Source organism: Kitasatospora sp. Root107 (assembly GCF_001424875.1).
In the GTDB taxonomy this organism is placed as follows: domain Bacteria; phylum Actinomycetota; class Actinomycetes; order Streptomycetales; family Streptomycetaceae; genus Kitasatospora.
The window spans coordinates 359103-378090 of sequence record NZ_LMCT01000072.1 but is presented as its reverse complement, the minus strand read 5'-3'; the positions used below and the strand labels follow the sequence as shown (position 1 = coordinate 378090).

Annotated in this window: 21 protein-coding genes and 2 pseudogenes; 8 read left to right on the top strand and 15 right to left on the bottom strand. The window is 73.2% G+C overall.

Going from position 1 to position 18988, the window contains the following annotated elements; genetic code table 11:
• From ASC99_RS39590 to ASC99_RS35165, 8 genes and pseudogenes are all read right to left on the bottom strand, one after another.
• Positions 1-532 (bottom strand): annotated as a pseudogene (locus tag ASC99_RS39590) (hypothetical protein); the annotation flags it as partial.
• Complete coding sequence (locus ASC99_RS35195) at positions 529-1464, bottom strand: type II secretion system F family protein (protein ID WP_063857277.1); 936 nt, start codon at positions 1462-1464, stop codon at positions 529-531. The gene ASC99_RS35195 and the pseudogene ASC99_RS39590, both read right to left, overlap by 4 nt.
• Positions 1464-3035 (bottom strand): CpaF family protein, encoded by a 1572-nt coding sequence (locus ASC99_RS35190; RefSeq protein WP_057239822.1) that lies wholly within the window; start codon positions 3033-3035, stop codon positions 1464-1466. The genes ASC99_RS35195 and ASC99_RS35190 overlap by 1 nt, the downstream gene beginning before the upstream one ends.
• Entirely contained in the window at positions 3025-4080 is a 1056-nt protein-coding gene (locus ASC99_RS35185) for a hypothetical protein (protein ID WP_063857276.1), read from the bottom strand. The genes ASC99_RS35190 and ASC99_RS35185 overlap by 11 nt, the downstream gene beginning before the upstream one ends.
• On the bottom strand, positions 4080-4859 hold the full coding sequence (locus tag ASC99_RS35180) for an SAF domain-containing protein (RefSeq protein WP_235502941.1): 780 nt from the start codon (positions 4857-4859) through the stop codon (positions 4080-4082). The genes ASC99_RS35185 and ASC99_RS35180 overlap by 1 nt, the downstream gene beginning before the upstream one ends.
• Before the next feature lie 83 nt (positions 4860-4942).
• Positions 4943-5836 carry a hypothetical protein gene (locus ASC99_RS35175; protein WP_157531947.1) on the bottom strand — a complete coding sequence of 298 codons (894 nt, stop codon included), beginning with the start codon at positions 5834-5836 and terminating at the stop codon, positions 4943-4945.
• A gap of 35 nt (positions 5837-5871) precedes the next feature.
• On the bottom strand, positions 5872-6486 hold the full coding sequence (locus tag ASC99_RS35170) for a hypothetical protein (protein ID WP_157531946.1): 615 nt from the start codon (positions 6484-6486) through the stop codon (positions 5872-5874).
• Positions 6487-6620: 134 nt separating this feature from the next.
• Positions 6621-7463, bottom strand: a complete 843-nt coding sequence (locus tag ASC99_RS35165) for a hypothetical protein (RefSeq protein ID WP_057239816.1) — start codon at positions 7461-7463, stop codon at positions 6621-6623.
• A gap of 158 nt (positions 7464-7621) precedes the next feature.
• Here ASC99_RS35165 and ASC99_RS35160 point away from each other — a divergent pair, with 158 nt between their 5' ends.
• The 3 genes from ASC99_RS35160 (at position 7622) to ASC99_RS35150 (ending at position 9971) form a co-directional block, all read left to right on the top strand.
• Positions 7622-8056, top strand: coding sequence for a pyridoxamine 5'-phosphate oxidase family protein (locus tag ASC99_RS35160; RefSeq protein ID WP_057239813.1), 435 nt, complete (start codon positions 7622-7624; stop codon positions 8054-8056).
• A gap of 96 nt (positions 8057-8152) precedes the next feature.
• Positions 8153-8608: a MaoC family dehydratase gene (locus ASC99_RS35155; RefSeq protein WP_057239810.1), complete on the top strand. Its 456-nt coding sequence runs from the start codon at positions 8153-8155 to the stop codon at positions 8606-8608.
• A 190-nt stretch (positions 8609-8798) separates the two neighbouring features.
• Positions 8799-9971 (top strand): MBL fold metallo-hydrolase, encoded by a 1173-nt coding sequence (locus tag ASC99_RS35150; protein WP_235502967.1) that lies wholly within the window; start codon positions 8799-8801, stop codon positions 9969-9971.
• On the opposite strand, the gene ASC99_RS35145 is transcribed toward ASC99_RS35150, so the two are convergent.
• The 4 genes and pseudogenes from ASC99_RS35145 to ASC99_RS35130 all read right to left on the bottom strand — a co-directional run bounded on the left by ASC99_RS35145 (position 9961) and on the right by ASC99_RS35130 (position 12600).
• Positions 9961-10905 (bottom strand): DUF389 domain-containing protein, encoded by a 945-nt coding sequence (locus ASC99_RS35145; RefSeq protein WP_057239808.1) that lies wholly within the window; start codon positions 10903-10905, stop codon positions 9961-9963. The genes ASC99_RS35150 and ASC99_RS35145 overlap by 11 nt on opposite strands.
• Before the next feature lie 23 nt (positions 10906-10928).
• Positions 10929-11111 carry a hypothetical protein gene (locus tag ASC99_RS35140; RefSeq protein WP_157531945.1) on the bottom strand — a complete coding sequence of 61 codons (183 nt, stop codon included), beginning with the start codon at positions 11109-11111 and terminating at the stop codon, positions 10929-10931.
• 190 nt (positions 11112-11301) lie between these two features.
• A pseudogene (locus tag ASC99_RS35135) lies at positions 11302-11874 on the bottom strand (BCCT family transporter); the annotation flags it as partial.
• Positions 11875-11982: 108 nt separating this feature from the next.
• A complete protein-coding gene (locus tag ASC99_RS35130; RefSeq protein ID WP_162257958.1) occupies positions 11983-12600 on the bottom strand; it encodes a TetR/AcrR family transcriptional regulator in 618 nt (205 codons plus the stop codon).
• A gap of 207 nt (positions 12601-12807) precedes the next feature.
• Here ASC99_RS35130 and ASC99_RS35125 point away from each other — a divergent pair, with 207 nt between their 5' ends.
• Entirely contained in the window at positions 12808-13428 is a 621-nt protein-coding gene (locus ASC99_RS35125) for an antibiotic biosynthesis monooxygenase (protein WP_057239797.1), read from the top strand.
• 6 nt (positions 13429-13434) lie between these two features.
• Here ASC99_RS35125 and ASC99_RS35120 read toward each other — a convergent pair whose 3' ends face one another.
• Positions 13435-14331, bottom strand: coding sequence for an acyl-CoA thioesterase II (locus ASC99_RS35120; protein ID WP_057239795.1), 897 nt, complete (start codon positions 14329-14331; stop codon positions 13435-13437).
• A gap of 91 nt (positions 14332-14422) precedes the next feature.
• Here ASC99_RS35120 and ASC99_RS35115 point away from each other — a divergent pair, with 91 nt between their 5' ends.
• Both ASC99_RS35115 and ASC99_RS35110 read left to right on the top strand, forming a co-directional pair.
• The gene (locus tag ASC99_RS35115) at positions 14423-14932 is read left to right on the top strand and encodes a TetR/AcrR family transcriptional regulator (protein ID WP_057240043.1); all 510 of its coding nucleotides are present in this window, start codon (positions 14423-14425) and stop codon (positions 14930-14932) included.
• 5 nt (positions 14933-14937) lie between these two features.
• Positions 14938-15291 (top strand): hypothetical protein, encoded by a 354-nt coding sequence (locus ASC99_RS35110; RefSeq protein ID WP_057239793.1) that lies wholly within the window; start codon positions 14938-14940, stop codon positions 15289-15291.
• Positions 15292-15316: 25 nt separating this feature from the next.
• Here the strand turns inward: ASC99_RS35110 and ASC99_RS35105 are convergent, their stop codons facing one another.
• Positions 15317-16735 (bottom strand): DUF2398 family protein, encoded by a 1419-nt coding sequence (locus ASC99_RS35105; RefSeq protein WP_057239791.1) that lies wholly within the window; start codon positions 16733-16735, stop codon positions 15317-15319.
• Positions 16736-16874: 139 nt separating this feature from the next.
• On the opposite strand from ASC99_RS35105, the gene ASC99_RS35100 reads away from it, so the two are divergent.
• Together ASC99_RS35100 and ASC99_RS35095 are read left to right on the top strand one after the other, a co-directional pair.
• Positions 16875-17735: a sterol desaturase family protein gene (locus ASC99_RS35100; protein WP_057239788.1), complete on the top strand. Its 861-nt coding sequence runs from the start codon at positions 16875-16877 to the stop codon at positions 17733-17735.
• Entirely contained in the window at positions 17732-18424 is a 693-nt protein-coding gene (locus tag ASC99_RS35095; protein WP_057239786.1) for a lysoplasmalogenase, read from the top strand. Before ASC99_RS35100 ends, ASC99_RS35095 begins: the two co-directional genes overlap by 4 nt.
• Here ASC99_RS35095 and ASC99_RS35090 read toward each other — a convergent pair.
• Complete coding sequence (locus ASC99_RS35090) at positions 18325-18981, bottom strand: hypothetical protein (RefSeq protein ID WP_057239784.1); 657 nt, start codon at positions 18979-18981, stop codon at positions 18325-18327. The two genes, ASC99_RS35095 and ASC99_RS35090, sit on opposite strands and share 100 nt — an antisense overlap.
• Between the last annotated feature and the right edge of the window lie 7 nt (positions 18982-18988).

The window sequence follows — 18988 nt, the reverse complement described above, 5'->3', positions numbered from 1 at the left end:
CCCGCCGCAGCGCCTCGGCGGGCCCGCAGTCGGCGGCCCGCTCCAGCGCGACCAGCTCCAGGTAGGCGGCGATCCCGTGCAGGTACTCCGTCCGGGCTTCCTTGGCCTCGCCGGCCACGATGCCGTCCGGCAGCAGCCAGCCGAGCAGCGCCAGCGCCGGGCCGGCCAACAGCGGGACCACCCACGGTAGTTGGAAGTCAACCAGCGCCGAGATCAGCACCAGGTAGCCGGGCGTCATCAGCCCGATCAGCGCGAACATCAGCTTGTGCGCCATGAACCGCGCCGGGGTCCGGCCGATCATGGACAGCTGCTGCCGGGGGATCCGGGCGCCGGGCAGCCGGAGCGAGCTGTGGCCGATCCGGTCGATCCAGCTGACGCCGGGGTCGGTCAGCTCGGCGTGGTCGGCCGGGGTGCGGTGCAGGCGGTCCAGCGCCTGCCCCAAGTCCGGCGGCGCGGGCCGCAGTTCGGCGGCGATCGCGGCCACGCCGCCGAGCAGCAGGGCACCGGCCAGTACGGCCCAGATCGAGATCACGTGCCCTCCTTGGCGAACTGGCCCACGACCGGGCCGGCTCCGCCCGGCTCACCCTCGGCCGGGGCGGCCCGCAGCGGGCGGGCCTTGCTCCGCCGGTCCGCCTCCAGCAGGCGCGGCAGCGGACGCTGGGTGGCCAGCTTGCGCATCCAGGCGATCACCAGCACGAACAGCACCAGCACCACCCCGAGCACCAGTTGGCCCAGCAGAGTGGAGTACGGCTGGGAGTACCTGGCGTTGAAGAAGCCGGCCACCAGCACCAGCATGATGATCACCAGCAGCCAGCGGATGGTGGTGCGGTGCTTGGCCCGGTCCGCCTCGATCACCCGGCGCTGCCGGACCTCCTCGCGGACCGAGGTGGCCAGATCGGCCAGCGTCCGGGCCAGGCCGGGGCCGCTGTCGCCCGCGCGCAGCACCAGGGCGGCCAGCACCTTGTCGGCGGTGGCGTCGGCCAGCGTGTCGGCGAAGGCCCGCAGCGCCTCCTCCGGCCGCCAGCGGGACTGCAGCCGGGCACTCAGCTCGGTGATCTCGGCCTCCAGCGCGGCCGGCGCGGTCCGTCGGCTGGTCACGATCGCCTGGTTCAGCCCGACCCCCAACAGCAGGACGTCGCCCAGCCGTTGGGTCCACTCGGCGAGCGCCTCCAACCGGTCGATCCGGTGCATGTCGGCCCGGGTGGCGCCGAACACCCAGGGCAGGCCGAAGTCCAGCAGCGCCAGCAGCCCGATCGCCACCGGTGGCCGGCCGCTCAGGATCAGCCAGCAGCTGCCGACCACCAGCACCGCCACCTGGACCGACAGCCGACGGCGGGCCGACGGAGCGAGCCGGACCGCCCAGGCGGCGGCCTCCGGTGCGGCCGGCTCCTTCCCGTACACCCCGGCCACCAGGGCCACCAGGCCGCCTGCCACCAGCAGCCCGCACATGACGAAGAGCAGCATCAGCGCACCCCTCCGATCCGGAGGTTCAGCGGGGCGGGCCAACTCCCGTACGCGGACTGCAGCAGCCCCGCGTCGAAGCCCGCCCGGCGCAGGTCGTCCAGGCAGCTCGGCGGGGTGTGCGGCACGGCCCGGGGCTCGCCCAGGTCGGGACGCGGGCCGAACACGGTGTTGGTGGCCGGGCGGCCGCTCTCACCGAGGCCGGTGATCTCCAGCACGTGCGAGACGAAGCGGTGCCGGCCGCCGCCGACGGCGGTCTCGTCCACCATGGCCACGTGCACGATCAGGTCGACCGCGTTGGCGGTCAGCCGGTAGGCCAGGCTGTCGGTCATGTGCGAGCCGTACTCCAGGCAGAGTTCGGCGATCCGGTCGACCACCATGTGCGGGCCGCGCGCGTGCAGGGTGCACATCGAGCCGCCCTCGCCGTTGGTCATCACCCGCAGCATCGGGACCACCTCGCCGGAGCGGACCTCGCCGACGATGATCCGGGACAGCGTCATCCGCAGGGCGGCGGGGATCAGTTCACCGATCGTCAGCTCTCCGGCCGCCCGCCCGTCCACCCGCTCGCCGTTGCCCTCCCTGGCCTCCATCGGGACCACCTGGCGCAGGTGGCCCAGGGTGTGCAGCCAGAGCTCGAACTCCGACTCCAGGGTGCCGACCCGTTCGTCCGGCGGGATCTCGGCGGCCATCGCGCGCAGCAGGCTGGTCTTGCCGACCCCCTGGGTGCCGGTGATCATCACGTTCTTCCTGGCCCGGATGGCCGAGGCCAGGAAGGCGGCCAAGGTGGGGTCCACGGTGCCGAGTTGGACCAGGTCGGCAAGCGTCGCCGAGGCCACCCGGTGCCGCCGGATCGCCACGTACGGTCGGGGCGTCACCTCGGTGAGCGCCTGCAGGCGCATCCCGCCCTCCAGCCGCAGCGCCAGGGTCGGGCTGGCGGTGGAGAGGCTCCGCTCGCCGCCGCCGTGCTGCCGGGCCAGGTCCTGGAGCAGCTCGACCAGTTCCTCGTCGCTCTCGGCCACCGGCGGGACCTGGCGCAGCGGTTGGTGCACCTTGGAGATCCACACGTCGTCGCAGCCGTTGATCAGGATGTTCTCGATGTCCGGGTCGTCCAGGTAGGGCTGCAGCCGCCCGGCCCGGAACAGCAGGTCGTAGACGGTCTCGGCGAGCGCCCGGTCCTGCTCCCTGGTGGGCGGGATGCCGTGGGTCTGGGCGTACGCGTCGGACCAGCGGGCCACTGCCTCCTCGATCAGCGCCCGGCCGCGCTGACGCCGGGTGGCCCGGTCCGCCTCCACCCCGGAGGCGTCCGCCAACCGGGTGAGCTGCTGGTGCAGTTCGGCCGCGACCTGCCGCTTGAGCTCCCGGGCCACCTGCTGGTCGACCACCGGCTTCACCGCGACCGGCTGGATCACCGGCGCCGAACCAGCGGCCCCCGCACCGGAGTTGACCGGACCGGTGGTGAACTGGCCGACCGGGCTCGCGCTCGGTATCACCGGCGGGGCAGCCGTCCAGGGCAGCCCGGCCGGATCGGCGTTCGCGGGCTTGTGCAGCGGGTCGTACAGCGGGCTACCGCGCACGGAGCACCTGCCCGTAGACCGGCGGCGACTGCTGCTGCGACTCCCACTGGCCGGGGAACGGCGCGGGCGCGGCGGGCTGCGGCACCGGCGGGGCCGGATACGGCTGCTGCAGCGGGTAGGCGTCCTGGGGGTAGGGCTGCTGGGCCTGCGGCTGGTGTGGCTGGTGCGGGTGGGACTGCTGCGCGTAGGCCAACGGGTGTGACTCCGGGGCGGGTTGGGCGGCGATCGGCGACGGCGCGGCCGCCGGTGCGGCGGTCGGCGCCAGCCGCTGGCGGCGGCGGCGGACCAGCAGCTGGATCTGGTCGGCGGTGGTCCGGGCGGTCCGCATCAGCTCCGAGCGGATGAACCGCCGGTCGGTGGTGTCGCCACCGTCCGAGAGCAGCCGGGCGGTGCGCGGTACGTACGGCAGCACCCCGAGCACCGGCACCCCGAACTGCCGGGAGACCTCGGCCGCCGGGTACGGACCCTCGGCGACCAGTAGCAGGCCGAGCCCATCCGCACCCGTCCCCGCCTGCTCCAGGTCCTCGCGCAGCGCGGCCAGCCGGGGCCTGGTCGCGCTCAGTCCGCGCAGCGTGCTGCGCAGGGCGACCGCCACCACGTCGGCCCGCCGGGCCAGCACCGCGCCGGGCCCCTGGGCACCGGAGCGGCCGAGGTCGAGGATCACGTCGTAGCCCTGCGGTTCGAGCCCGTGCAGCGCCTCCAGCAGTGGCTCCCAGGTGTACGCCAGGCCGGGCGCCTGGGCCGGGTCGGTCAGCCCTGGCAGCAGCAGGCGGTCGCCGGTGCCGGCCGGGGAGAGGTCGATCAGCTGCTCCCACAGGGTCTGGGCGAGCAGTCCGCGACGGTCCGCGACGGCCAGGTTGCGCAGCCCGAAGACCGCCTCGACCCGTCCCTCCAGCGCACCGGCCAGCACCGCTCCGCCGTCCGGGTCACACTCCACCAGCAGGACCTTGCGGCCCGGCTGCAGCGGCCAGGCCAGCAGCAGGGCGAGCGCGCCGGTGGTGGCACCGGGGGCGCCGGGGCCGCCGACCACCGTGATCACGGCCATCAGGCCACGCTCCCGCTCGGAGCCGGGGTCGGAGGCGGGGTCGGGGCCGCGGCTGCGGTGCCGGCCCGCGGTGCCAGGATGATCTGCAGCTTGCCGGTGGCCACCCAGGCGGCCAGCCGGGTGCCGTCGGCGGGCGCCACGGCCACGTCGATCACCACGCTGCCGTCGGTGTCGGCCTTGCCGACCGCCACCACCCGGACCGCGAGCGTCTCCGGGGTCCGCACGGTGGAACCGCCCTGGCCCGAATCCGGGGTGGAGACCACCAGCACCCGGTCCCCGGGTTGCAGCCGGGTGGCCGGGAGTTGGGTCCGCTTGGTGGCGACCCCGACCACGGTCTGGCCCGCCTCGACCAGCGGATCGTCCGTCAGGTCGGCCTTCACCAGCAGTGCTCCCCGGCGCAGGTCGCCGGTGGCCCGCAGCCCGACCGCCTTGGTCCGCTCCTGGGCACCGAGCGGCCGGAGCACCGGGTCAGAGGCGATCCGGGCCACCACCAGGTCCTCGGCACTGATCGCCTGACCCTTCGGTACGTCACGGGCCAGCGCCAGCACGGCGATCCGCTGACCGGTGCTGTTGTAGAGGACCGCGCCGCCGAGGCCGCCGGCCGCCACCATGGCCACCGCCATGGCCAGCACCGCCGGGCGCCGCCGCCGGGCCCGCAGCGTGCGCGGCGGGGTCCGCGGCGGGATGCCGGACGCGGTCCGGCCCGGCTCGGGGGCGGACTGGCCGGAGCCCACGGTCGCGGTGCCGGGGCTCGGCGAGGGGAAGGTTCGGTGCTCCACCGGGCTTCGGCCTTTCGTACGAGTGCGGTGCAGGGCGATGCGAGTGCGGTGCCGGTCGGCGTGGTCCGCCGGTGCGGCGCCCGCTAGTTGAGCAGCTGGACCTCGGCGACCCGGAGCGGCATCGGAGCCGCGGCCGGTACGGGGAAGTCGAACTCGACCGTGGCGTTGGTGTCGCTCCGGGTGGCGGTGACGTGCCAGATCGCGGTGGCCACCAGGTAGAGCGTCCCGTCGGCGCGATGCGCGGAGCTGCTCCGGTAGAGGTACTTGCAGTCCGGCGACTCGGTCCGGCCCAGATCGGCCCGGTACGGTGTGCCGGCCCCGGGACACTTGACGGTGTGTCCGTCGTCCATGTCCCAAGTCACCTTCAGCACCTCGGCGGTGGCGGTCACACTGATCACGTTGCCCTTGGCCGTGGCGGTCAGCGGACCGACGCTGGCCGGGCTCCGGTCGTACCAGAGCCAGAGCGGCGCCCCGACCACGGCGCTGCCACCGGGGGCGGCGTGCATGGCCGGCGGGGTCAGCTGCAGCTTCGCCAGTGCCTCCCTGCGCAGGTTCACCACGTCGTCGGTCGGCGGCGCTCCGGCCGGGGGGACGGCGAAGAACTGCGGGCCGTCCACGTCGGACCCGCCGTCCCGGCAGCTGACCAGATAGATGTCACCGGTGGCCGGGTCACGGCCGCCCCAGGCCCGCGCATCCGCGGCGGGCTTGGGGCGCTCCAGCTTGTAGTAGCAGCCGGTGGAGTTGCTGTACCAGCCCAGGTTGTCGTCCCAGCAGGCGATTTCCGGCCTGCCCTCCTGGTGCGAGTAGCACTTCGCCGCGACGGTCTCGCTCGTGCCGCCGCCGCCCGGATGTCCGCTGCTGGTGCTGCCGGGCTCGGTCACCTTGACGCAGATGTCCCGCGAGGCGCACGGGGTCACCGTGCCGCCCGGCTCCTCGGCGGCGGCCGGGGTGATCGTCGCCGCCAGCATTCCGATCATCAGCAGGACACGAACCAAGATTCCCGGTGAAGTTCTCAACACGACCGGCTCTCCTCGCGTTTGAAGTCCACGATCAGCCAGCGCGAGTCCGCTTTCCGGAGCGTGGCTGTGGCGACGTACCGGGTCAGCCGTTGCGCCGGATCACGCAACGCCTTGGTGCCGGCATCCGCCTGGTGCCAATCCGTCACGTCGACACAGTCCTCGACGGTCGCGGACGGCGGATTCTCGGTGAGTCGAATCGACTTCACCAACGGTGAGTTGCGCGGAGTACCGACCATCACCAGTTTCGCGTCACGGAGTTGCTGACGCGTGATCAGGGTGTCGCCCAGCGCCTGGTCGGCGGCGAAGGCACGGACCGCTGCCGGGTCCTGCTCGGGTTGGCCGAAAACCGTGATCCGCGCCTCCCACCAGCCCTGATAGGCCCGCAGGACGACCCGGCCGACCGCTCCGTCGACTCCTTCGGTGGGCGCGTTCTGCACCACCGCCGAGCCACTGGGCGTGACTGCCGGGACAGTTGGGGCCGCGGTGACATCGGGCAGCCGGTCGGTGGGACTCCCGCCCTCGGAGGCGCCGCAGGAAGTGAGCAGCAGCAGTGCCAGCCCACCGGCCCCAACCGCCCCAGGGCGCACTGTAATTACGCGCTGCCGCATTCGCCCCACCTCATCACGGCCGACCCGAACGGAGCGCCGACCGCAGCAGATATCCGCCGCCCGAACCACTGCTCACGAGACATTGATTCTTCGCCAACTCGCCCCGCCCCGGCAACACCTCGGGCCCCCTGACCTTACGCGGAAGGCGGATCGGTTGGGGCACTTTCGCGCCACAGAACTGCCAACAGTTCCTCAGAAAGCGACAATCCGGCCAATGCACCCCGCACCGCGGCCCGATTGCGCAACAGCAGCCGCCCGTGCTCGCCCGGCACCAACAGCCGCACCTGGCCCGCCCCGTAGGCCGACTCCGCCCAGGCCAGCTCCTGCTCGACTGCGGGCTGGAGATCCATCGGGGCGACCGCCGCCGGGGCGCCGGGCAGACCGTGCTCCAGCACCCGGTCCAGCGCCCAGCTGAACGAGCCCTCGCCGCCCGGCAGTACGGACTCCCTGCCCCGGCGCGGACCGGCGTACCTGGCCACCCGGCCCCAGAGCGGCACCCGGGAGTGGCTGAGCAGCTCGCCCGCGCCCTCCTCGCCCCGCTCCAGCGCAGCCCAGGCGTCCCGGTCCGCGACCGCGTCCACCAGCAGCAGGGTCTCCTCCTGGTCGCCGTGCACCATGGTGCTCACCACCCAGTCCCAGGCCAGCCCGCGCCGGTACGCGTTCTCCGGGGTGGCACCGGCCGTGACCAGGGCCAGCCGGCGGCCGCGCGGATCGACCGCGAGCTGGCCGAGCAGGCAGACCACCAGCCAGCGGGCCGGGCGCTGGGCGGCCGCCCGCAGCGCGGTGAGCATCGCGTTGGCGTCGGCCTCCGGCGGCACCAGGGTCACCCGGCTCCCCCGGGCACCCGCGTCGAAGCAGCGCCCGGGCAGACCGGCGGCCAGCAGCCGGGCCCCGGCCGCCGCCTGGGCCGACCCCGCGTGGGCCCGCTCCGGCCCGCCGTCCGCGCCGATCACCACCAGTTCGATGCCGCCGCTCACAGGTACCCCCCTCACTAGCCCGCTCCCGCGGACAAGGTATCGGTCCGTTTCCGGTGCCGCGGCCTTTCATCCGGATTGACGCAGGTCAGGGAGCATTCAGAGCGCATCAGGGACCATGGGCCCTATTGACTCCGCCGCCGGAGCGGCACCATCGAGGTATGGACCGAGACGACCGCGTGGAGTCCCTGGGCGAGGCCGAGTGCCTGCAGCTGCTCCGCACCGTGCCCATCGGGCGCGTGGTGTACACCGAGCACGCGCTCCCGGCCGTCCTGCCGGTGGCCTTCGAGGTGGCCCCCGACGGCCGACTGATCCTCGGCCTGCGCGCGGGCAGCACGCTGAGCCGTGCCCTGGACGGGACGGTGGCGGCCTTCCAGGCCGACCTGCTCGACCCGGTCGGCCGGAGCGGCTGGAGCGTCCTGGTCCACGGCCGCGCCGAGCTGGTCCGGGACGAGGCCGAGTTCCAACGGCTGCTGCGCAGCGGTCCGGTGCCGTGGATCAGCGGCGGGCAGCAGCGGATGTTCGTCCGGATCACCCCCGAGCTGGTGAGCGGCCGCCGACTGCTGACGGCCGGGCAGAGCCTGCACCGGGCGTAGTGAGATGGCGTAGTGAGACCCTGGGGCCGCTGACAAGTGACCAGCGAGTAGGCATACTCTCCGGTGCCCCGTCAGCACCCCCCACCAGGAGCAGCCGTGACGACGTACGCCTCTCTCGCCGACCTGACCGCCGCGGTCGGCACCGAGCTCGGCACCAGCGAGTGGCACACCATCGACCAGGCCAGGGTGGACCTGTTCGCCGAGGCGACCGGCGACCACCAGTGGATCCACGTCGATCCGGTCCGGGCCAAGGAGAGCGCCTTCGGCGGCACGATCGCGCACGGCTACCTGACCCTGTCGCTGATCCCGGTGCTGGCCAAGGAGTGCTACGCCGTCGAGGGGATCAGGATGGCCCTCAACTACGGCTCCGAGAAGGTCCGCTTCCCCGCCCCGGTGCCGGTCGGCACCGCGATCCGGGCCACCGCCGAGCTGATCTCCGCCGAGCAGGTCGCCGGGGGCGTGCAGGCCGTGGTCCGGTACACCATCACCAGCGAGGGCAGCCCGAAGCCGCACTGCGTGGCGGAGACGATCACCCGGTTCTACCCGGTCTGACGGTCGCTCAGCGGGGCGGTTAGACCGAACGGATCGCCTGCCTTCGCCCCACCGGGTCGGTGCGGCATATCGCCGGTAATGTCCGATGGGACGGACCAACCCCGCTCATGGAGGCGCCGTGCCCAGCTCCGCTGCCTGGACGTCCCGGGTCGCCGCTCTCACCGCACTGCTCGCCACCGGCACTCCGCCGATCGGTGAACTGCCCCGTGCCGCCTGGCGCCAGGTCCGTACCGAGTCCTTCGGGACCGAACCGACCGGCGCCCGGCTGGCCCGGATCCTGAACTCCCCGCACTTCGCGGACGGCAGTTTCCAGAACCCGGTACCGACCCGGCGGTTGGCCCGGGGGCGGTCCCGGCTGGAGCTGACCCGCCAGCAGTTCGCCGCCAACCGGCACCGCAGGCAGCCCGCCGCCGCCGTCCCGCTGCACCGGTTGCTGCCGATCGAGCTGGCCGAACCGCCCGCCGACGGACTGCGGCTGACCTGGCTCGGGCACGCCACCGTCCTGGCCGAACTGGACGGCCGCCGGGTGCTGTTCGACCCGGTCTGGGGCGAGCGCTGCTCACCGTTCGGCTGGACCGGACCGAAGCGGCTGCACCCGATGCCGATCCCGCTGGCCGAACTCGGCCCGGTGGACCTGGTGGTGATCTCGCACGACCACTACGACCACCTCGACCTCGCCACCGTGCGCACGCTGGCCGCCTCCGGCGCCGCCTTCGCCGTACCGCTCGGGATCGGCGCGCACCTGGAGCACTGGGGTGTCCCGGCCGACCGGATCACCGAACTGGACTGGTGGGAGTCGGCCGAGGTGGCCGGGCTGACCCTGACCGCCACCCCCGCTCGCCACTACTGCAACCGCGGCCCCCGGGCCAACCCGCTGGTGCTCTGGGCCTCCTGGGTGGTGGCGAGCGGCTCGCACCGCCTGTTCCACAGCGGTGACACCGGCTACTTCCCCGGCTTCGCCGAGATCGGCCGCCGGTTCGGCCCGTTCGACGTGACGATGATGCAGATCGGCGCGTACAGCGATCTCTGGCCCGAGGTGCACATGACCCCCGAGGAGGGCGTCCGGGCCCACCTCGACCTCGGCGGCGACCTGTTGCTGCCGATCCACTGGGGCACCTTCAACCTGGCCCCGCACCCCTGGGAGGAGCCGGCCGAACGGACCGTCGCCGCCGCACGTGCGCTCGGCGCCCGGTTGGTGGCACCACGCCCCGGCAAGCCGTTCGAGCCAGTGGATCCGCCCGCGCTCAAACTCTGGTGGCGGGCGGTCGCCGCCATGCCCCGAGGCGCCGAACTGCTGGTCCCCGAGGGCCTCGGCACGCCTGCCCCGACCCACCGCGTCGAGGACGACGGCGTCACCGTGTGAACAGCCGGGGCCTGGACCGGACGATCCGCCAGGCCCCGTGCTGCACCAGCAGGGTGAGCACACCGGCCAGCACGATGCCGAGCAGGTTCAGCAGCAGCTGCACGGCCGAACCGCCCGCCTGTGCGAAGTCCCCGTACCCGAGCGCCACCGCCGCGTTGGCGGCGGCCGGGACGGTGGTCACCGAGATCGCCACTCCGACCAGGGCCCCGGCCTTGGCCGAGGTGAGCGAGAGCAGTCCGGCCACGCCGGCCAGGAAGGCGACCACGAAGGACATCGCGTCGGGCTGCCAGATGAACGAGGTGTTGGGCCGGGCCGACTCGAACTGGTCCTGGCTGAACAGCCCCAGACCGTCCATCAGCAGCGAGAACCCCACGGTGAGCAGCATCGCCACCGCGAAGCCGACCAGCAGCGCGTTCAGCGACCGCAGTGCCGGGTGCAGCCTGCGCTGCACCAGTGCCACGCAGAGTCCGGCCACCGGGCCGAACTCCGGGCCGACCACCATCGCGCCGACGATCAGGATCGCGCTGTCCAGCACCGCGCCGCAGGCCGCCAGCATGGTCGCCACCGCCATGAACGCCAGGTACACGCCGGTGAGGGTGGACTCCTCGTGGGTGATCTCGGCGACCGCCTCCCAGACCAGCGCGTCCGCGCCCTCCCCCGGGGCCAGCTCCTCAGCCAGGTCGGCCGACTTCGAGATGGTCAGCTCCATCTGCTGGACATCGATCGCCCCGCGCTCCGCCAGCCCCGTCGCCCGCAGCCCGGCCAGCACCTCGTCGGCGGCCTCCCGGGCCACGTCGCAGAGCACCACGTCCCCGGCGGGGCGGACCGCCGCGTCGGGCAGCAGCACCACGTGGGTGACGCCGACCCAGCCGTCCAGGTTGGTCAGTACGGTGTCGCGCAGGTCGGTGGGGACGATCAGTCGCAGATGCAGCACCTGGCCAGCCTAGACCTGACGGATCAACGGCTGGCGGTGGCGACGCCGCCCTGTTGGACGGTCTCCACGGTCGCGCCGACGCCGAGGGTGCCGAGGGCGACGGAGGCGGCCACAGCGGCACAGGCGATGAAGCGGCGGTGCCGCTTGGGGAGCGGGAAGCGCGGAACTTCCAGGGCCAGCGGGGCCGGGGCGGATCGAGCGTTCATGATGGTCAGCATTCCAAGGCGTTGTTAAACCGTGACGACGCCAGAGTGAAGTCTGGACGGGGGCTGGGCGTCCGGATATCGGTACCGGCGCGGCAGTCAGGATGACACCGGCCGGCCGCTCCGACGGCGAACGGTCAGCCCCGGTCGGCCCAGTTCACTCGGACGGGGGATGCTTCTCGGGGCTCGCCCCGGACCGTACGCCGGCGATCAACGGGACGAACGCGGCACTGATCCGGTTGCCCCGGCCCTTGCGGAAGGTGGTGTACGCCAGCGCCAGGCCGCCGACCGCGTAGATCGCCCACGGGTGCAGGGTCCAGTGGAAGAGCGAGAACTCCAGCGCCGACTGGGCGGCGGCCGGGGTCTGCGGCTCGATCCCGGATCCTGGCTGGGGCGCCGCGTACAGCTGGAGCGGCTCGCCGACGCCGTAGAACATCAGGCCGATGCCCATGCCCGCGCTGAACATCATCGCGATCCAGGCCAGCGTGTTGAACTCCGGCTCCTCGTCGTCCCGCCCGAGCCTGATCCGGCCGAACCGGCTGAACGCCAGCAGCACGGTGAGCACCAGGAAGACGTCGGCGGCCACCACGAACAGCCAGCCGAAGTTGTGCAGCACCCAGCCGAGCGCGCTGCTGGAGACCCGGCCGAGCGAGTCCGCCGCGAACACGCCCCAGGCGACCACCCCGAGCACCGCGACAGCGCTCACCCCGAACACCACCTTGTCGGTGGGCAGGGTGGCCTTGGGCTCCTCGGGCTGACTGCTCATCAACTGACTCCGGCGGGGCTACGGTCGGACAATAGCTACATTTCGTACTATGTCCGCCGGCCAGCCCCGGCGCGGGCAGGACGCGCCGCAGGGCCAGGTGACGGACGGTCAGGCCGCCTCGTACGGCGTCAGCACCAGCCGGACGACGTCCTCGAGCCGGCGTCGGGCGTCGTCCAGCGTGGTCCGGCCGGTCACCCAGGCAGTCAGCTCGCCCTGCCAGGAGTGGCCGACGATGTGCCGCACCAGCTCACCGGCGGCCGGGGGCAGCCGGGGACCGACCGCGTCCAGCGCCGCCCGGTCGGCCCGGGCCAGCGACTGCAGCGTCTCGCTGGCGAACGGGTCGGTCGAGGTGGCCACCGCGACCCGGAGCCGGGCCAGTTGGGGCTGTCGCTGGTAGGCGCGCATGCCGTTGCGGACGAACCGCACCACCCGGTCGGTCTCGGCCTGCCCGTGCCGGGAGCCGCGCTGCTCGGCGACCAGGTCGGCGAGCAGCAGGCGGTGCCAGTCCGCGATGGCGGCGGCGAGCAGATGGTCCTTGGAGGAGAAGTACCGGTAGGCGGTGCCGAGGGCCACTCCGGAGCGCTCGCAGACGTGTTTCATCTGGAGTCTCTCCACGCCGGCCTCGTTCACCAGCGCGAGGGCGGCCGAGATCAGGCTGTTGCGGCGTTCGAGCTGACGGGGCGACATCGCCTCCACCGGCCTTGGTGACAGGTCAACCTTGGTCACCCGCACCATGATACGGGCCGGGATCGCTCGGGCGAACTACGCCTGAACAGCCGCTTGGGCCTGACTCCTCGTCATCTGCGGGTCGCGGTCCTGGCTGCTCCGAACGGCCTCGCCGTGTTGCCCGGGTGCGGGCCCGGGCGTCGGATGGGACCTGGCCGCTCGGGTACCGCGCCTCGGCGGCGTCCGGACGACGAGAGGAACCCACTCATGACTGCCCCGCTCTACACCCGCACCGCCTACATGACCGGCGATCCGGCCGCCATCGACCAGGCCCTCGACGGTCTGCGCGCCGAAGCCGTCGGACTGCTCTCCGCCCAGCCCGGCTACCGCGGTTTCGGGCTGTTCGCCGACCGCAAGGTCGGCAAGATCATGATGGGTTCCTGGTGGGAGTCCGAGCAGGCCAGGCAGGCAAGCGACGAGCAGCTCCGCGACCGCCGGGCCGCGCTGGTGGAACCCTTCGCCGGCACGGTGACCGTCGACAACTGGGAGGCCGCGGTGTTCACCCCGCGGCGCCCGGCCGAGCCCGGCGCCGGCTTCCGGATGACCCGCTTCGACTTCGACCCCGGCAAGGTCGACCTGCTGATCAACACCGTTCGGGACAACGTCCTACCCGGCCTCGAGCGGATCGACGGCTTCATGATGGGCGCACTCTTCGTGAACCGCACCGACGGCCGCGGCAGTGTGGGCGCGATCTTCGCGGACCTCGACGCCTCGCGCGGGCCGCAGGCCGCACTGCGGGCCAAGGCTGTCGCGGCCGCTGGAGTGACCTTCCGCAGCCTGGAGGAGTTCGAGGTGGTGCTCACGGACCGTGCCGCCGACCAGTCCTGACAGCCCCTAGGGTCGGCGCTCGCGGACCAGTGCCTCCTGGACGGCGGAGGCCACCAGGTTGCCCTGCCGGTCGTAGAACTCGCCGTGCGCCAGCCCCCGTCCGTCCGAGGCGGACGGGCTGCGCTGGGCGAACAGCAGCCACTCGTCGGCGCGGAACGGGCGGTGGAACCACATCGCGTGGTCCAGCGAGGCGAGCATGATCCGGGCCGGTGCGGTGCGCTGGATCCGGTGCGGCTGCACGGTCAGCGCGGTGGTGGAGGCCAGCGTCAGGTCGGACAGGTAGGTCAGCGCGCAGACCTGCAGCAGCGGATCGTCGCCGGGCAGCGGGCTGCCGGTCCGCAGCCAGACGAACTGCTGCGGGGAGCCCGGCAGTTCGGGCGGCAGACCGGGACTGTCGGCCGGGACGAAGCGCAGGTCCAGGGTACGGAAGGCACTCGCCAGGTAGTCCTGCGGCGCGGCCTCCGCCCAGGCCAGGAACGGGTCAGGCAGCTCCTCGGGCCCCGGCACCCGGGGCATCGCGGACTGCCTGGCCCCCGGCGTGGGCTCCGGATACTTGAACGAGGCGGAGAGCGTGAAGATCACCTCGTCGTGCTGAACCGCCGTCACCCGACGAGTGGCGTACGAGAAGCCGTCCCTGGCCCGGTCCACCTGGTAGTCGATCGGGTGCCGAGGGTCCCCCGGGCGGAGGAAGTAGCCGTGCAGCGAGTGCACCTGCCGCCCCGCGTCCACCGTCCGCCCGGCGGCGGTGAGCGCCTGCGCGGCGACCTGGCCGCCGAACGCGCGCATCGGCGCACCGGCATGGCAGCTGCCACGGAACAGGTTCTCATCCAGCTGCTCGATCCGGAGCAGGTCGACGAAGGAACCGGCCGTCTCTCCGGCCTCGGGCACTCTGCTGGCGTCCATCACGCGGCACAGCGTACGCCATCTGGCCTAGAACAGGTTTCAGGAATGATTGTTCTTGACCGATCGTTCCTGAATGCCTACACTGACCGGCATGGGAAGACCACGCGCCTTCGACGAGGCCGAGACCGTCCGGGCGGCCGCCCGGCTGTTCGCCGACCGGGGCTTCGACGGGACCTCCGTCGACGACCTGGTGAACGGGCTCGGCGTCCACCGGGGCAGCCTCTACAAGGTGTTCGGCAGCAAGCGCGGCCTCTACCTGGCCGCGCTCCGCCACCACCTGGACCACGAGATCCTGCCGCTGACCGCCGCCCTGGCCGCGGTCGACCACCCCGGCACCGCGCTGAGCCGGGCCGCCACCGGGTTCGACGGCGGCCCGGCCGCCGGACTGCTGCTGCTCGCGGCGGCCGAACGGGCCCCGCACGACCCCGAAGTCGCCGCCCTGGTGACCGAGGGTCTGACGGCCCTGGAGCGGACCCTCGGCGATCCGGCCCTGGCCCCCGCACTGGTGGCCACCGTGCTCGGCCTCCGGCTGCGGGCCCGCGCGGGCGGCGGCACCGGGGCGGACGCCGCCTTGGCACTCACCAACCAGCTGAAGGAGTAGGGCAGATGGCACATGTTTCGGTGACCGGCGACACCCTCACCGTCGAGGTCGAGGGGCTGGACAGGCTCTGGGCCCTCAAGAGCCGGATCGAGATCCCGCTCCGCAACATCCGGGGAGCCACCGCCGACCCCGGCATCACCCGCGAGCCCAAGGGCCTGCGCGCCCCCGGCACCCACTTCCCCGGCGTGATCGTCGCGGGCACCTTCCACCGTGACGGCGAGAAGGTCTTCTGGGACGTCAAGAACCCGGAGCTGGCCGTGGTGGTCGAACTCTCCGACGAGAAGTACACCCGCCTGGTGGTCGAGGTCACCGATCCGCGCGCCACCGTCGCCCTGATCGAGCAGGCGCTCCGGGACTGACCCGGGCCCTCGACGGATCAACCCCTCAGCCGACGACGAGCGGCCGGGAGTGCCGCCCCGAGCCGGGCGGCTGCGGGAGCTCCGCCTCCGGCGCGTAGCGGGCGGCCGGCGCCCGGAGCAGCCAGGCCCGCCCCGCCGGGGCGATCAGCTGCATCCGGTGCAGCAGGTCCAGCGCGTCTCGTCGAAAGGCCGTCAGATCGGCCAGGTAGTCCCGGCGCCAGCCGGACCGCAGGCCGTACTCGTCGGTGACGTCGCCGAGTGCGCCGTCTATCAGGGCGTCCGGGATCAACACGGCCGGGGGCGCGGCCTCGCCGGACAGCGGGCGCAGCTCCTCCACCAGCCGGGCGGCCAGCAGCAGCGCGGCCTGCGCCACCGTGCCGGTGCCTGGCAGTGCCAGGTCGGTCAGCTCGTCGGCCGGGTCCAGCAGGGCGACGCCCTCGGCCCGGATCTCCGCCTCGAGCCCGAGGAACTCGGCGAACAGCTCGGCCTCCGGCTCCAGCCGGCCCTGCAGCCAGCGCCGCTGCTCCGGCGTCAGTTCGTCCAGCAGCACCACCGGCGTCTCGGCCAGCCGCCGCCGGACCGCCAGCGCGGGGCCGATCGGCGCCGGTGCGGGCAGCGGCGCGAGCGCCCGGGCCAGCTCGGGGTCCAGCACCCCGTCGGCTGTCAGCACCTGCCACTCGGTCAGTTGCCGACGGACCCCCGGCGCCTCCAGCGCGGCCGGCCGCTGCTCGGCCAGGGCCGCGAGAGCGAGCACCAGGGCGGCGTACCCGCCCGGGGTCCAGGCGGTGTCGGCCACCGGTGCCAGGGCGCGGCCGGGCAGCGGGGCCTTGTGCAGGCGGGCGTGCCGGGCGCCGACGGTCAGCGGGTAGCCGAGCACGGTGGCGAACCGCTCGGTCAGCCAGTCGGCATGGCGGACGATCAGCGGGAAGCCCGCGCCGTGCGGCCCGTCGGCGGTGACCAGCGGCTGGGCGGCGAGCAGCCGGGCGGCGGTGCGGCGCTCGACCGCGATCTCCTGCGGGGTGCTGCCCGGGGAGTGCTCGGGTTTGCGGTGCCGGCCGCGCCGACCGCTGACGGCGGGTGCGCCACGCCGGGCCAGCACCCCGCTCCGGCGGCCGCCCTCCCGGGGGCGCAGGCCTGCCGGGTGATGGACCGTCGGGCCGTGCCACCAGCTCAGCTCGGCCCCGGCCCGGGGCCCGTCGGGCAGCGCGCCGCCCAGGTGCCGGGCACCGTAGAGGCCGAACGCGGCGGTGAACAGCTCGTCGGCGGCCTGCTGGTCGGCAGCGGCCAGCCGGTCGGCCAGCAGCTCGGCGGCACCCCGGCCGGTGGTCTGCGCGGGCACTCCGGCGATCGCGTCGGCGGTGAGCCGCCCCACCCCCGTCGCGCGTCCACCCGTTGCCACCGTCGGTGCCTCCCCGGCTCCGACCGTGTCCTCGTACCGCTCCATGTCGCCCACCAGACTAGACGGTGCCCGAGCCCGTCCGTGGCGCCCCACAGCCGATCCGGCCGATTTCCGTCGTACTCTCACCTACGCGTCGGTAACAACCTCTTCCGCAGGCCGCCCGCTGTCACCTATCGTCCTCGGCATGCCGAACCTGCCCAACGTCGTGCTGTGGTCGATACCCGCCTTCGTGCTGCTCACCGTCCTGGAGGTGGTCTCCTACCGCTTCCATCCGGACGAGGAGGAGCAGGGGTACACCGCCAAGGACACCGCGACCAGCCTCACCATGGGACTGGGCAGCCTGGTCTTCGACACCGCCTGGAAGATCCCGATCGTGGCGATCTACTCCGCGCTGTACGAGCTGACGCCGCTCCGGGTGCCGGTGCTCTGGTGGACGGTGCCGTTGATGCTGCTGGCGCAGGACTTCTTCTACTACTGGTCGCACCGGGGCCACCACGTGATCCGGATCCTCTGGGCCTGCCACGTGGTGCACCACTCCAGCAAGCACTACAACCTCTCCACCGCGCTGCGGCAGCCCTGGACCAGCGCGACCACCTGGGTGTTCTACGTCCCGATGATCCTGGCCGGGGTGCACCCCGCGGCGCTGGCGTTCTGCTCATCGGCCAACCTGGTCTACCAGTTCTGGATCCACACCGAGCGGATCGACCGGCTGCCCCGCCCGCTGGAGTTCGTCTTCAACACCCCGTCACATCACCGGGTGCACCACGCCTCGCAGGGCGGCTACCTGGACCGGAACTTCGGCGGCATCCTGATCCTGTTCGACCGCCTGTTCGGCTCGTTCACCCCCGAGACCACCAAGCCGGTCTACGGGCTGACCAAGAACCTGAGCACCCACAACCCGCTCCGGGTGGCCACCCACGAGTACGCCTCGATCGCCCGCGACCTGGCCGCCGCCACCACCTGGCGGGACCGGGTCCGCCACCTCATCAACGGCCCCGGCTGGCAGCCGGGCCCCACCGACCGCCCGGAGGGCACCACCGCATGACCATCACCGGCCGACTCCGCACCGCCCGTGGCCTGCTGACCACCTTCGCGGCCACCTCCGCCGTGCACCTCGGGGCGATCGCCACCGGTGCGAGCGCGGTACAGCACGCCACCAAGCCCGCGCTGATGCCGCTGCTGGCGGGGTGGGTGGCAGCGCGGGCGGAGCACGCGCCGAAGCTGCTGGTGCCCGCGCTGGCGTTCAGCACCGGCGGGGACGTGCTGCTCCAGGTCGGCGGGGAGGCCGCGTTCCTGGCCGGGATGGGCTCGTTCGCGGCGGCGCACATCTGCTACGTGACCATGTTCGTGAAGCTCGGGGCGCTGGAGGACCGGCGGCGCACGGCGCTCACCGCACTGGCGTACGCGGCGGCCTGGGCCGTGATGATCAGTCAGCTCTGGCCCGGGCTCGGCGACCTGAAGATCCCGGTCGCGATCTACAGCCTGCTGCTCTCCTCCACCGCGGTCAGCTCGGCCGGCCTCGGCTGGCGGACCGGCCTGGGCGGGGCGCTGTTCCTGCTCTCGGACACCCTGATCGCCACCGAACTGGCCGAGTGGAAGGCACTGCCCGGCCACGGCTTCTGGATCATGGCGACCTACGTCACGGCGCAGTACCTGCTGGCCGAGGGCACCATCCGGGCCACCCGGCCCGAGAACGTACCGCTCAGCGCCCCGCTGGCGACGGCGGGGCGCTGAGCGGCTGAGCAGAGACGCTGACGGCGGATCAGAGCGCGGTCCGACGCCGGAGCAGCCAGAAGCCTCCGACCCCGGCGCCGACCAGGGCGCCACCGGCCACCAGGTCGGCCGGGCCCGGCCGGACCGCCGGTCTTCACCGGGCCGGTCGGCAGCTTGCCGCCGTCGGCCGGGGCGCCGGCCTGCGAGCCGGTCCTGACCTCGATCGCGCCGGTGAAGGTGTCGTGGTTCGGGCAGCTGCCGTCGATGCCCCAGCTGGAGCTCTTGCCCGCCTTGGAGGCGAACTCCTCCTTGGAGGCGAGCAGCGCCTTGCCGCTGTACTTGCCGTCCGGACCGACCGTGAGGGTCGCGCTGCCGGTGGAGAACGCCTGCGAGTTGGCGGTGATGGTCTTCACCGAGCTGGTCTCGCAGGTGACGCTGATCGTCACGCTCTCGCCGGGCGCCGCCTCGGCGGGGTGCACCCAGGCCGGCTCGACGCTCTTGGCCGCCGCGTGGGGTGCGGCGAGCCCGAGCAGGGCGATGGCGCCCAGCAGGGTGGTGGCCGTACGCGAAGCGCGCATGCCGTAC

Excerpts from the sequence above, each read along its gene's own strand:
- ASC99_RS35100 (WP_057239788.1), top strand. The coding sequence starts at position 16,875 with ATGCCGAACCTGCCCAACGTCGTGCTGTGGTCGATACCCGCCTTCGTG.
- ASC99_RS35115 (WP_057240043.1), top strand. The coding sequence starts at position 14,423 with ATGGGAAGACCACGCGCCTTCGACGAGGCCGAGACCGTCCGGGCGGCC.
- ASC99_RS35140 (WP_157531945.1), bottom strand. The coding sequence starts at position 11,111 with ATGAACGCTCGATCCGCCCCGGCCCCGCTGGCCCTGGAAGTTCCGCGC.
- ASC99_RS35105 (WP_057239791.1), bottom strand. The coding sequence starts at position 16,735 with ATGGAGCGGTACGAGGACACGGTCGGAGCCGGGGAGGCACCGACGGTG.
- ASC99_RS35185 (WP_063857276.1), bottom strand. The coding sequence starts at position 4,080 with ATGGCCGTGATCACGGTGGTCGGCGGCCCCGGCGCCCCCGGTGCCACC.
- ASC99_RS35095 (WP_057239786.1), top strand. The coding sequence starts at position 17,732 with ATGACCATCACCGGCCGACTCCGCACCGCCCGTGGCCTGCTGACCACC.
- ASC99_RS35090 (WP_057239784.1), bottom strand. The coding sequence starts at position 18,981 with ATGCGCGCTTCGCGTACGGCCACCACCCTGCTGGGCGCCATCGCCCTG.
- ASC99_RS35120 (WP_057239795.1), bottom strand. The coding sequence starts at position 14,331 with ATGGACGCCAGCAGAGTGCCCGAGGCCGGAGAGACGGCCGGTTCCTTC.
- ASC99_RS35125 (WP_057239797.1), top strand. The coding sequence starts at position 12,808 with ATGACTGCCCCGCTCTACACCCGCACCGCCTACATGACCGGCGATCCG.
- ASC99_RS35160 (WP_057239813.1), top strand. The coding sequence starts at position 7,622 with ATGGACCGAGACGACCGCGTGGAGTCCCTGGGCGAGGCCGAGTGCCTG.
- ASC99_RS35195 (WP_063857277.1), bottom strand. The coding sequence starts at position 1,464 with ATGCTGCTCTTCGTCATGTGCGGGCTGCTGGTGGCAGGCGGCCTGGTG.
- ASC99_RS35110 (WP_057239793.1), top strand. The coding sequence starts at position 14,938 with ATGGCACATGTTTCGGTGACCGGCGACACCCTCACCGTCGAGGTCGAG.
- ASC99_RS35170 (WP_157531946.1), bottom strand. The coding sequence starts at position 6,486 with ATGCGGCAGCGCGTAATTACAGTGCGCCCTGGGGCGGTTGGGGCCGGT.
- ASC99_RS35175 (WP_157531947.1), bottom strand. The coding sequence starts at position 5,836 with ATGATCGGAATGCTGGCGGCGACGATCACCCCGGCCGCCGCCGAGGAG.